This is a genomic window from Lactobacillus sp. HBUAS51381, from assembly GCF_012641095.1.
Lineage (GTDB): Bacteria > Bacillota > Bacilli > Lactobacillales > Lactobacillaceae > Levilactobacillus.
On sequence record NZ_JAAVSC010000014.1, the window covers coordinates 17,819 to 29,909 of the forward strand.

Here is a 12,091-nt window from a genome sequence, read left to right on the forward strand (position 1 = left end):
GTTAGCTGGTTTACCAGCTAACCTTTTCTACAAATTAAAATTTAAGTTAGCGTGCGCGTTGACATTAAAAAAATCAATTTAAAGGGGTGGCCAGTGTGGCACAAGATAAAATGTATCCAATGACTGAAGAAGGTAAAGAAAAGCTCGAAACCGAGCTGGAAGACTTAAAGATGGTACAACGGCCAAAAGTTATTGACCGGATCAAGATTGCCCGTTCTTACGGTGACTTATCCGAAAACTCGGAGTACGAGTCAGCAAAGGACGAACAGAGTATGCTGGAAACGCGGATCAGCACCGTCGAACGGATGCTCCAATACGCTCAGATCATCGATAACGATGGGACTGACAAGGACGAGATCACGGTTGGTAAAAAGGTGACGTTTAAGGAATTACCCGACGAGGAACCTGAAGAATACACTATCGTGGGGGCCGCTGAAGCCGACCCTATGTCCGGTAAGATTTCCAACGATTCCCCGATTGCGAAGGGACTGTTGGGCCACCGCAAGGGCGAAGAAGTAACCTTTGATACGCCGGGTGGCGACATGTCCGTGAAGATTTTGGACGTGGAATAAGTACGCGCTTAAAGACGTAACCTGAAATTTGCGACTAACAACAAAAGTCTGGGCCTTGTGGGGCCGAGGCTTTTTTGCGATCAGGCCGCTGGTTTTGAGATCAACGAGACCGGTGACAGACGATTGCAGGGGTAAAATCAAGTCGGTGCTGTGTCGGAAACTTGCCAAGAACGGCCCCTGCATGTTATAAAGGAGTGGAACGTGAAAACGGATTCACAGTCTGCCTAAGAGGAGTCTTGGATAATGAAAATTACGGTTACCGATGCAGCAAGTAAATGGTTTCGAGAAGAAATGGGAATGACAGGTCGCGGCATCCGGTTCTTTGGCAAGGTCTACGGTAAAACGCCAGTGCATGAAGGCTTCTCACTGGGGATGACGCCGGACGACCATCCCCGCGATCCGGTTGTGACGGCGACTAAAGATGATGTGACCTACTACATTACTGAAGGGGATCAATGGTTCTTCGTCGGGTACGATCTGACCATTGATTACGATCCCAAGACCGATGGGCCGACCTATATTTACGATGAGAATGGCGAACTGGACTAGTTGTGATAATGTTGGACCAGGGGGAAATCAGTTGCCCTTTGGCCCACGGTGCAACAAGTTATGTTCCCAGATGCATTAAATTACGAATAAACAAGCGGTCCACCAATTTATCTGGCGGACCGCTTGTTTGGTTCAGGTTAAGTTACTAAAGGTTGAAAGTTCACGAACACGTGCTAGTCCCCAGATGGCAAGACTTGTCGTCATCAACAACGCCAAAGATTCCGGTGCTGTGGGGATCGCCTGCGACCTGAGACGCGGGCTGACGGCTCAAAGCGAGGGAAAAGACAGGGCTTTGGCTTTTCCCGGTCCTTCCCACAGCGTTCCAGACCAAATTTGGCGAACGGTAAGGCGACTGGGGTGGCGTTACCGTCGCCGGTGAACGAGCCACCAACCGCCAGTCAGGACGACCAACGTTAAGCCGCTGACGAGCAACCCCAGGTTCAACAGGGGCGGCCAGTAGGACAGGGTCACGGTGTTCTTGCCCTGCGGTAATTTCACCGCAGTAAACATCCCAACCGTCTTGTAGGTCTTGGCGGGCTTCCCGTTAACGGTCGCGTGCCAACCCTGTGAGTAAGGAATCGAGGTGTTCAAGACCTCATTGGCCTTGGTTGTGGTGATCGTCCCGCTGAAGTAGCGACTGGAGTGCTTGGTGAGGTGCCAGGGTTGCGTCTTTAGCTGGGTTACCGCGGACTTGAACAAGCTGGCGTTCAGTCGATACAGCGTGAAGTTTTCCAGCCACAGGGAACCCTTCTTCAGGGTAATGGTCAACTTGATGGTCTTGCCCTTGGCGTGGTCGGCCACACTGACGAGGATGGTATTGCGATACGTCTTGTACTGATTCAAGGTTTTCCCGTTGAGCACAAAGGTCGCATTATCCGGGTTAACGGATGAGCCAAACGTCAGGTAGTACGGATCATTGGTCGTGGGTTTCATGGTTAACGTGATACTCCCGGGCTTGAGCAGGTTCTTCTTCTGCAGCATGGCACCGGTAATCTTGGTCTGCTGGTTCATGTTGGCAAAGGTGACTTGGTCGAAGTTTTCCGCCACGTAGAGCTTCCGGTCGGCCGGATTACCCGTTAAAGCAGCAAGCCAGTTGGCCTGATATTGGGCGGGATCGGCCGTCTTATTCTTTAACGACAGGATCTGGGCGTTGGCCGCATAGCCCAATGGCAGGGCGTAAGGGTTGCGGTAGGTAGTTGCCCAGTGATCGGTCGCAACTTTCGTGTAATCGGCCACGTCGGCCTTGTTAGACGTGGCTGGTAGCATGCTGGAGCCGCTCAGAGCCCCAGAAAGTTCCTTTTGCTGGAAATAATACTTCATATTCAACAGTGAATCCGTGACCAGCGTCCCGTTACTGTAGGCCACAAAGCCGTCACCATCGGGATTCCCGGTATTGCCGTAGAAGGCCGGGACAGCCTTAGGAAGGACGGAAGAGAAAACGCCCCCGCCGTTGAACCCCGTTTGGAAGGCATCGCCCTTGGTTCGCATAAAGGTCTTACCTATGCGATAGAAGCTCTGATCCTTCTTCTGGACGCGATTAACCAAGCGCTGAAGCTCATTGGTATAGTTTCCGTATTCGCCCTGAGAGACGTAGCTAATGTTGTTTAACGAGGTGAACGCGTTGGCGGCAACTTCGGTCACGCCGATGACGAAGAACATCAACGGGTAGATCCAGTAATTCTTGATGGGTAGCGTCGTCAGAATCAGCGCCATGACGACGAAGAACATGCCCAGTAGGAGTTGATTCATCTGTAGAAATTTAAAGTGTTTCAGATTTAAGGCCACGTAAGCAGCACCAGCCGCCACGATGATTGTGACGATGGCGATGGCCAGCCAACCGGGCTCGAAGTCATCGGTCAAGGTCTGTGCCGCCAGCCAGATCAGCCAGAAGCTGACGATGAAGGAGAACCGGTAGGGGTACCAGACCGGAAATTGGCCCGCGTGCCACAGGAGGTCCAGGGGTTGTACGCACAGTGACAGCGCCAAGAAACCGGTGATGATTGCCGCCGTGATTCGGGTCCGTAATGCGATTTGACGATTGCCGAAGTAAAACAGGGCACCGAGTAGGGCGATGGCCCCGATGAAGAGGTTGGCCGTTCCGTCCGGCATTTGATCAAAGTTGAAAGCCCCTAAGAAGAACTTAGCCAGCATCTTCGGCGGGAAAAATTCGAATTTCCACTTGAATGACGTGACCGTATACTGGGCCTTACTTTGCGCTAGCGACCACCAGGTTGGCAACAACACGACTGCGGAGAGGAGCCCGGCAGTAATAGAGGTCCAGGCGAACTGTCCCGCTTGTTTAAGCGTGTCACGGAAGGTCGTGTAGCGATCCACCGCGAGAAAGATGAAGGTTAAAATCATAAATAGACAAATCATGTAGGCCATGTAGTAGTTGATAATCAGCGAAAGGGTCAGCCAAATGACATAGGTGCGCCATTTGCCGGTCGTCAGCAATACGTACAAGCCATAAAAGACCAACGGCAGCAGATAGGCGGCATCCAGCCACATGACATTCAGTTGATTGGCGATGGACCACCCCATCAACGCGTAGGCCGTGGCAAAGGTAATCGCCTTGAGACCGGACTGCTGCGTCGTCTTGAGTAATAACCAGGCGAAGGCTAAGCCGGCCAGGCCGTACTTGATAACGGTCAGGAAGAAGACCCCGGTCGTCAGGGATGCCCCCGGACAGAGCAGGAGAAGCCAATTCAACGGACTCAGCAGATAGTAAGCCCAGGTGCCTAACATTTCACCGCCTAAGCCGTTGGCGAAAGAATAAAAGATACTGCTGGGGTCGTGGAGCACGGCCCGACGCAGGTAAGCAAAGAAGTCGATGTATTGCTGCCCCAAATCGACCGTTAACAGGCTACTCGACCCAAAGGGGGCCATTTGACGGTAAATAAAGTAAGCCGTCATGAGAATAAAAGGGGTTAAAAAAGCCCCGAGTAGGGTAAATTGGCGCGGTGAGAGGCGCCAGCGCCGGTTTCGTACTTGCAAGTAAGCCACCTCAATCTTTAGAAATTATAAAAGTTACCTTGGAGCCTGTACATTTTGCATTTCGCTCTCTAGAATAGCATAGAAACATTAAATTTCGGTAGCGGGATAGTTGTCTCAGGAGAAGTTTGGTAAAATAGTAGCTGTACAATAAGGAGCAGAGCTGTTGTGAAGAATTTTTATAATCGAGTTAGCAACCGTAATCGGCGGTCTGGCGGTCCACAGAAGTCGCAGATTCCGTTTCGGTTAAACTTCCTATTCATTATTGTGGCCCTGTTATTTGCAGCGCTGATTGGTCAGTTGGCGTATTTGCAAGTGATTTACGGGTCCAAATTTAAGGCGGAGGTCAATTCGACCGATACCACCATTGAGACAACCAATGTTCAACGGGGGATGGTTTACGATTCCACCGGTAAAGTCTTAGTGGGAAACAAAGCCCACCAGGCCATCTCGTACACCAAAGGGGTCAACGTCTTATCGACCAGTATGTACGATATCGCCAATAAACTGGGCCGGTACTTGACGGTCTCAACCAGTAGTCTGACCCCACGGCAGTCGATCGATTACTATCTGACCGATACGAATCGATTAAAGGCGGTGGAAAGTAAGCTTTCCGGCACCAAGGGGCTGTCTACGCAGGCGCTCTATAACAAGGCGTTGAGTTATTTGGAGAATGATTCATCCTTTAAATTAACGAAGACGCAGCAGAATGCCGCCGCCATCTTTGCGAAGATGAGCGGGGCCTACGCGCTGTCCACGACCTACATCAAGGATTCGGGCGTTTCCAGTACCGAAATTGCGGAGATTGGGGAACACTTGTCCGAGATGCCCGGGGTTCAGGTGGGCACGAGTTGGTCACGGAACTACCCGAACGGTAAGTCTATGAACTCGATTATCGGGACCGTGTCGTCTGAAAAGACCGGTTTGCCGAGTGATCGGGTCAATGAGTTGCTGGCACAGGGCTACTCCCGAAACGACAGTGTGGGCCAATCCTACTTGGAACAGGAGTATGAATCCGTTCTGCGCGGAACCAAGGCCGAGAAGCAGGTCGAAGTAGCCGGAAACAACACGGTGACGAAGGAAGTTAAGAAGTATGGTGGTCAGAAGGGGGATAACCTCCAATTGACCATCAATTCCAAGTTCCAGAGTCAACTACAGAGCCTGGTTAAGTCGGCCGAGGCCGGGGCTGGTGGCAACTCCACCGGGACCTACGCCGTGGTGATGAACCCGAATACGGGTGGCGTCATCGGCATGGCCGGGGTTGATCGTGATCCTTCCACGGGTAAGACGACCGATAACGCGTTGGGAACCATTAACAGCGATATCGTGATGGGGTCCGTGGTCAAGGGCGCCATGGTTTCCGGTGCCTTGATGGACGGCGTGATCTCGCCAACCAACAGCACCTTGACCGATATGCCAATCACCGTTGGTGGGGTCAAGAAGGCGTCCTGGTTCAACAAGTCCGGGGGCCAAAACATCGCGGTTAACGCGGCCGGTGCCCTCGAAGTGTCGTCTAACTCCTACATGATGCAGTTGGCCATGAAGGAAGCCGGGTTTAAATATTCATCCGGTGCCGCATTGACGATGAGTACCAAGGCGTTTGATATCGAACGGGGTTACTTCAAACAATTCGGTCTGGGAGTTAAGACTGGGATCGATTTGCCGGGTGAAAGCTCTGGATTGGAAGGCTCGAGTTCGTATGCCCATATTGGGAATGCTTTGGACTTGGCCTTTGGGAACTACGATGCTTACACGGTCATGCAGGTTGCCCAATACATGTCAACGATTGCCAACGGCGGAACGCGGATTGCGCCTCACGTGGTTCAGTCCATCCGGGGCACCACGTCGACTGGAAAACTAGGCGCCGTCAAATCGACCGTAGAACCTAAGGTATTGAACACGATTGACATGACCACTGCGCAAAAGAACCTGGTTAAGGAAGGGCTCTACGATGTGGTTCACGGGAGCAACACCTACAAGACCGGGGGCGCTTTGTCGTCAATTACACCGAAGATTTCGGCCAAGACGGGGACGGCCCAGACGTATTACAAGGGTAACGAAACGGTTACGCTGAGTCTGGCATCCTACGCACCATCGACGCATCCACAGGTGGTGGTGGCCTTAGCCATGCCGAACTTGGGGGTTAATGCCGAAAGTAACAACATGACGTTAGCCAAGAAGATTTATGCCGCCTACTGGAAGACGGTGCAGTCAACATCAACGATTAATCAATAAGTCTTGCGAAGCAGCGTTAGCGGGCCCAAATGGCTGGTTGACGCTGCTTTTTGCTGAGGATGTTGTACCGAAAAGGATCGGGGATTCAGCGGCTACTGCGGTAACACTTAAATAATTAAGTGTTGAGAATGCGGATCAATTTCTAACTGACAGGTTTGTCACGAAAGGTTACACTGTGTCAGCCTATCAAGTCTACCGTTCAGGACGAGCGCAACAGCGTTAAATTTCGCTAGCGCCGTTGGATAGGCTGGCCGCGGTTTACCCCCGGTCATTCGCAGGAGAAGCCCAGTCGGTAGGCGTTAAGATAGCTGTTAAGTATTTTTCCTTAACATATTTGGATTTATAGCTGGTAATTGTCCCGAATTAATGGTAATATATTACGAGTTAAGGCTCATGCCTGTAATTCTGAACAAGTTGGGAGGTTACCCACAATGCGTGTACACATCACTTTAGAATGTACTGAATGTCACGAACGCAACTACTTATCCAGCAAGAACCGGCGTAATAACCCGGACCGGGTTGAATTTAAGAAGTACTGCCCGCGTGAACGGAAAGTAACTTTGCATCGCGAAACTAAGTAAGGGTACGGGCGAGAGTCCGACCCTTTTTTTATACGACGAAAGAATCAAGGGGGTAAATGATGCCAAGTAAAGCAGAGATTCGGCAACACACGATTCAAGCGCTGTCTGCGATGGCCGTGCCGGATCGGCGGCGGGCAGCCGATGACCTTTATCACCAATTGTGGTCGTCGACCGCCTATCAACGGGCGACAACCATCGCTACCACCATCAGTGGCGGGTTCGAATTGGCCACGCGGCCGATTATTGAACGTGCACGGGCCGACGGTAAGACCGTCGCGGTGCCCCAAACGTTGCCCCACCGACAAATGGCCTTTCACGTCATGGACGAGACGACCACGCTGTCCCGGACTAAGTTTGGGCTGATGGAGCCCCAGGATAACCGTGTGATTGCGCCGAGCGACTTTGACTTGCTCATCGTTCCCGGGTTGGTCTTTGCGGCCACAGGTGAGCGCGTGGGCTTTGGTGGCGGGTATTATGACCGTTACTTGCCACAGACGACCGGGACCAAGGTGGCGTTGGCACTGCCGGCCCAACAGTTTGACCGGCCGACCTGGCCCGTTGATTCTTTTGACATATTATTGGACGCGGTACTCGCCGCTAAATTAGAATAGAGAGGAAGCGGCAGTGTGGCGCAAATGAAATATCGACTGAGCCGCCTCAATCAGTATCCCTTCATGACCGTGGGACTGATCGTCATCATGGTTCTGGTCTATGGGGCGATGACCTTGGATGGTGGCAGTACCAACGTGAATGTCCTGATTACCTTTGGGGCCAAGCTCAACGTTTTGATTCAACAGGGGGAATGGTGGCGGCTATTCACGCCAATCTTCCTGCACATCGGGTTTACGCACATCCTCATGAACATGATTACCCTGTATTTCGTGGGGATCCAGATTGAGGCAGCGTTCGGCCATACCCGATTCCTAGCGCTGTTTCTGGTAGCTGGTGTTGGCGGGAACGTCGCGAGTTTCTGTTTCTCGAATAGTTTGTCGGCAGGGGCCAGTACGGCGATATTCGGCCTGTTTGGAGCGTTCATGATGTTGGGCGAATCCTTCTGGCAGAATCCCGTGATTCGGCAACTCACCCAGACTTTTTTGGCCTTCGTGGTGATGAATATTTTATTCGATCTATTCGCGCCGGGAATTGATTTAGCCGGCCATATTGGTGGTCTGGTTGCTGGGTTTTTGGTAGCGTATTCACTGGGAGTTCCTCGGATTGGTAAAGTTAGCGTAGTTAAGCGGGTTGTAGCGACCGTCGCTTTAGTCGTTGGATTGGTATGGTTGTATCTGCACGGTATGGCACAGTAGAAGCGAAAATGTCTCGTGCAATTTCACGGAGGTTGTGGCACAATGAAAACGTTATATGATGTTCAGCAGCTACTTAAAAAATTTGGTATTTATGTCTACGTGGGCAAGCGTTTGTGGGACATTGAAGTCATGGCATTGGAATTGGATCATCTCCGTCGAGCACGGGTAGTCGATGATCAGACCTTTGTCGCGGCCAAGGTGGTTCTCACACATGAACACCGCATTGAAGTACAACATGCAAAAGATCAACACCAATCCATTGGAGGGATTTAGAGTATGGCACGGAATTTAATTGGAATCGACTTAGGCGGGACCACGACAAAGATGGCGTTTCTCTCCACTGCCGGCGAAATCCTCGCAAAGTGGAGCATCCCGACTGATATTTCAGACGAAGGAAGCCACATTGTTCCCAACATTGTCGAGTCCATCAACCAACACATTAGTAACTCAGTCTTTAGCAAGGATGATTTCATCGGGATCGGCATGGGGACGCCGGGCTCAGTAGATATTGAAAATGGAACTGTAATTGGCGCCTTCAACTTAAATTGGAAGAAGCGCCAACAGGTTCGTGATCAGATTCAGGCCGGAATTGGTCTCCAATTCATCTTAGATAACGATGCCAATGTGGCCTCTCTGGGTGAATACTGGAAGGGCGCCGGTGAAAAAGATGCCGACGTTGTCTTCGTGACCCTGGGCACGGGTGTCGGTGGTGGGGTCATCGCCGGCGGTCACTTGCTCCACGGGATTAACGGTGGCGCCGGTGAACTCGGGCACGTGACGGTGCAGCCGAACGGGTACCTGTGTACCTGTGGGAAGCGCGGTTGTTTGGAGCAATACGCCTCAGCAACCGGGGTGGTGCACGTTGCCGCCGACATGGCCAAGGACTTCATGGGCACATCTCGTTTGAAGGAAATGGAAGACAATCAGGAGAGCGTGACGTCCAAGATGGTCTTCTACTTAGCCGACAACGGAGACATTCTGGCTAACCAAGTGGTCGATCGGGTGACCTTCTACTTAGGGTTAGCCCTGGCTAACGTGGCCAACATCTTGAACCCCGCTAACATCATCATTGGTGGTGGGGTGTCAAATGCCGGCAACACGCTGTTACAACCCACAACGCGGTATTTCCAAGAAAATGCCTTCCCGGCAGTGCGGGATTCAACCAAGCTGCGGTTGGCACAACTAGGGAATGACGCCGGAGTTATTGGTGCGGCGTCGTTAGCGTTACGGTTCCAAAAAACAAATTAATGATTTAAAGGATTAGGAAGGAAGATTTCGTTTTGGTTATTGGTGCAATCTCAGGATGGACGGTCTACATGATTGTCCTCATCATTCTTATTGCCGTGTGGGGCGGCTGGCAGTTGACCACGATTATCCGGCGTAACCGGGTAGCTAAGTTGATCGACGCCGAAACTTTTGAAGCTGGTATTCGGACGGCTCAAGTCGTCGACGTACGCGAAAAGAAGGACTTTGACGCGGGACACATTTTGGGGGCGCGCAATTTTCCATATTCCACGTTCAAGGCTTACCACAATCAGTTGCGTAAGGATCTACCGGTCTATTTATACGATCAAGGGAAGACCATGAGCACGCGGGCAGCCATCATGCTGGGTAAAGATGGGTTCAAACAGATCTTTATCCTGAAGAGTGGCTACGTCCGTTGGGAAGGTAAGACGAAGAAAACCAAGTACTAAAAATGAGGACTCTCGGCATTGGCCGGGGGTCCTTCTTTGCTGGGGATTATCGGTGATCAAAAAAAGAACCCGAATACGTTCCGGGTTCCTGAGGAGCTTAACCGTTATGAGCAGAATGGCTCTTCCGGTTGGCACGCTTCCGATTTTCTTCAAACCGGGCTTCTTGATCTTCAATGGGTTGAACCACTTTTTTCCGGAAAGAGAAGACGGCTCCAGCTACAGCACTCGCGGTTGCGACAACGCCAAAGAGGAATCCCTTAGTGAAATGTTTCATCGTATCGACTCCCATCATTTTTAATTAATTGGTTATCCGTTTCCATTATGCTGGTTTTGCCGGTAAATAGCCAGTGATTAGCAGACGCCAATCGAAAAAAATGTTGATTTTGTGGTACGCTAGATTTTAAGCATTGCGAAAGGAGTGGGAACCGTGTTTACCCGACAAACAACCCAGATTATTGCTCATCGTGGCAGTAAGGGCACCCGGCCCGAAAATACCCTGCTGGCCTTTCAGGCGGCCTTGGATGCGGGGGCCGATGGCATTGAGACGGATGTCCAGCTGTCACGCGACCATCAGATGATCATTATGCATGATGAGCAGGTTGATCGCACGACCACTGGCACGGGATTGGTGCGAGAGCTCACGTTGGCCCAACTTAAGGTGTTGGATGCGGGGATTCGGATTGACCCGGCGTATGCGGGCACCCGGATACCGACCCTAGACGAGGTGATCCAGTTACTCCAACGCAACCATTTCACGGGAATCTTCAACCTGGAGCTAAAGACCAATAAATTTCCGTATCCCGGGATTGAACGGCAGTTAGCCACTTATTTTCAGCACCAGTCAATTGGCTTTCGGCTGGTCTTCTCGAGCTTCAGAGCGCAGTCATTGCTCACGTTGCGGGGGCTTTATCCCCAGGCGGAGTATGCCAAGCTCTTCCAGACGGCGAGTCGTCAGGCCAAAAGAATGCAGCGTCTACACCAGGTTGCGGATTTACACCCCGATATTCGGTGGGTGAAGGCGCACCGGTTTTGGCTGCCGCACATGCAGCTACGACCGTGGACGGTAAACACGACCGCGGATATGACCTACTGTTTCAAACATCATTTTGCGGGAATCATTACCGATTATCCCGCCCGGGCGGTTCGTTTACGCCGGCAAATACAAGGAGAGTCCGATTCATGGAAAAAGTCTTAGCAATCGTGGGGCCAACAGCCGTGGGAAAAACCGCGCTGGCCATTACCCTGGCCCAAAAATTCAATGGCGAAATCATTTCTGGTGATTCCATGCAGGTCTACCGGCATTTGGATATTGGGACGGCCAAGGCCACGCCGGCGGAACAGGCCCAGGCCGTCCACCATTTAATCGATGTTCGGGATGTCGACCAGCAGTTCACGGTCGCCCAGTTTGTGACGGCGGCGCAGGCCTTGATTCCGGCGATCATCGCGCGGGGACATCTCCCCATCATTGCCGGGGGAACTGGTTTTTACCTGCAGGCCTTATTTGATGGGCTCAAACTGGGCGCCGATGCTCCCGGTGATCCCGCGATCCGGGATAAATTCAGGGCCATCGCGCAAGAGCGGGGCGCCGATTATTTATGGCGTCAGCTCAATGCCCAAGACCCGCAGGCCGCGGCCAAGATTCCCGTCACCAACGTGCGGCGAACGGTCCGGGCCCTCGAGGTGATTGCCGTTACGGGCCAGCCATTCTCCCATCAAGCAGATGCTGGGCCGCAGTATGACGACCGCTATCTTGCGTTGAATACGGATCGCCAGTTGCTCTATGCGCGCATTAACCGCCGGGTCGACCAGATGGTTCAGGCGGGGTTACTGGATGAAGTGGCTTGGCTAGCGGCCCAAGGCGGACGTGACTTGCCGGCGGCCACGGGGATCGGCTACCGAGAGTTACTCCCCGTCTTGGATACGCCGGCAAAGCTTCCGACGGCCATCGAAGCGGTTAAGCAGGATTCGCGGCACTATGCCAAACGACAATTAACCTGGTTTCGGAACCAAACAACGGCCACTTGGTATGATTTGGTCCAGCATCCAGAACAGCTCGAAATCATTGAAAAACGGGTTACGGAGTGGCTCCAGTCTTAATTTGGTATAGAAAATTAACTAAGTTTATGCCAAAAGTTGCGGTTCATGTCATAAAAACTGACATA

The 12,091-nt window shown here is 52.0% G+C and carries 13 protein-coding genes; 11 read left to right on the forward strand and 2 right to left on the reverse strand.

Translation table 11 applies throughout. The features are described from left to right. Positions 1-95 precede the first annotated feature (95 nt). Both greA and HEQ50_RS06340 read left to right on the forward strand, forming a co-directional pair. Positions 96-572, forward strand: a complete 477-nt coding sequence (gene greA / locus HEQ50_RS06335) for a transcription elongation factor GreA (protein WP_168899684.1) — start codon at positions 96-98, stop codon at positions 570-572. Between the two features lie 243 nt (positions 573-815). Then, positions 816-1,121, forward strand: a complete 306-nt coding sequence (locus tag HEQ50_RS06340) for a HesB/YadR/YfhF family protein (RefSeq protein WP_168899685.1) — start codon at positions 816-818, stop codon at positions 1,119-1,121. Between the two features lie 363 nt (positions 1,122-1,484). On the opposite strand, the gene HEQ50_RS06345 is transcribed toward HEQ50_RS06340, so the two are convergent. Then, the gene (locus HEQ50_RS06345; RefSeq protein ID WP_168899686.1) at positions 1,485-4,115 is read right to left on the reverse strand and encodes a YfhO family protein; all 2,631 of its coding nucleotides are present in this window, start codon (positions 4,113-4,115) and stop codon (positions 1,485-1,487) included. 165 nt (positions 4,116-4,280) lie between these two features. Between HEQ50_RS06345 and HEQ50_RS06350 the strand changes: the two genes are divergently transcribed. The 7 genes from HEQ50_RS06350 (at position 4,281) to HEQ50_RS06380 (ending at position 9,929) form a co-directional block, all read left to right on the forward strand. Then, a complete protein-coding gene (locus HEQ50_RS06350; protein WP_168899687.1) occupies positions 4,281-6,347 on the forward strand; it encodes a penicillin-binding protein 2 in 2,067 nt (688 codons plus the stop codon). Positions 6,348-6,778: 431 nt separating this feature from the next. After that, the gene (rpmG, locus tag HEQ50_RS06355; protein WP_081721478.1) at positions 6,779-6,928 is read left to right on the forward strand and encodes a 50S ribosomal protein L33; all 150 of its coding nucleotides are present in this window, start codon (positions 6,779-6,781) and stop codon (positions 6,926-6,928) included. 59 nt (positions 6,929-6,987) lie between these two features. Next, the gene (locus HEQ50_RS06360; RefSeq protein WP_168899688.1) at positions 6,988-7,539 is read left to right on the forward strand and encodes a 5-formyltetrahydrofolate cyclo-ligase; all 552 of its coding nucleotides are present in this window, start codon (positions 6,988-6,990) and stop codon (positions 7,537-7,539) included. Between the two features lie 24 nt (positions 7,540-7,563). Further along, positions 7,564-8,235 (forward strand): rhomboid family intramembrane serine protease, encoded by a 672-nt coding sequence (locus HEQ50_RS06365; protein WP_211089238.1) that lies wholly within the window; start codon positions 7,564-7,566, stop codon positions 8,233-8,235. A 42-nt stretch (positions 8,236-8,277) separates the two neighbouring features. Further along, the gene (locus HEQ50_RS06370) at positions 8,278-8,508 is read left to right on the forward strand and encodes a YqgQ family protein (protein ID WP_168899690.1); all 231 of its coding nucleotides are present in this window, start codon (positions 8,278-8,280) and stop codon (positions 8,506-8,508) included. A 3-nt stretch (positions 8,509-8,511) separates the two neighbouring features. Beyond that, complete coding sequence (locus tag HEQ50_RS06375) at positions 8,512-9,483, forward strand: ROK family glucokinase (protein ID WP_168899691.1); 972 nt, start codon at positions 8,512-8,514, stop codon at positions 9,481-9,483. 32 nt (positions 9,484-9,515) lie between these two features. Next, positions 9,516-9,929, forward strand: a complete 414-nt coding sequence (locus HEQ50_RS06380; protein WP_232842701.1) for a rhodanese-like domain-containing protein — start codon at positions 9,516-9,518, stop codon at positions 9,927-9,929. 97 nt (positions 9,930-10,026) lie between these two features. Here HEQ50_RS06380 and HEQ50_RS06385 read toward each other — a convergent pair whose 3' ends face one another. Further along, positions 10,027-10,203: a DUF3042 family protein gene (locus tag HEQ50_RS06385; protein WP_083478194.1), complete on the reverse strand. Its 177-nt coding sequence runs from the start codon at positions 10,201-10,203 to the stop codon at positions 10,027-10,029. Positions 10,204-10,356: 153 nt separating this feature from the next. Between HEQ50_RS06385 and HEQ50_RS06390 the strand changes: the two genes are divergently transcribed. Continuing rightward, entirely contained in the window at positions 10,357-11,124 is a 768-nt protein-coding gene (locus HEQ50_RS06390) for a glycerophosphodiester phosphodiesterase (RefSeq protein WP_168899692.1), read from the forward strand. Further along, the gene (gene miaA, locus HEQ50_RS06395) at positions 11,109-12,026 is read left to right on the forward strand and encodes a tRNA (adenosine(37)-N6)-dimethylallyltransferase MiaA (RefSeq protein WP_168899693.1); all 918 of its coding nucleotides are present in this window, start codon (positions 11,109-11,111) and stop codon (positions 12,024-12,026) included. The genes HEQ50_RS06390 and miaA overlap by 16 nt, the downstream gene beginning before the upstream one ends. Positions 12,027-12,091 lie beyond the last annotated feature (65 nt).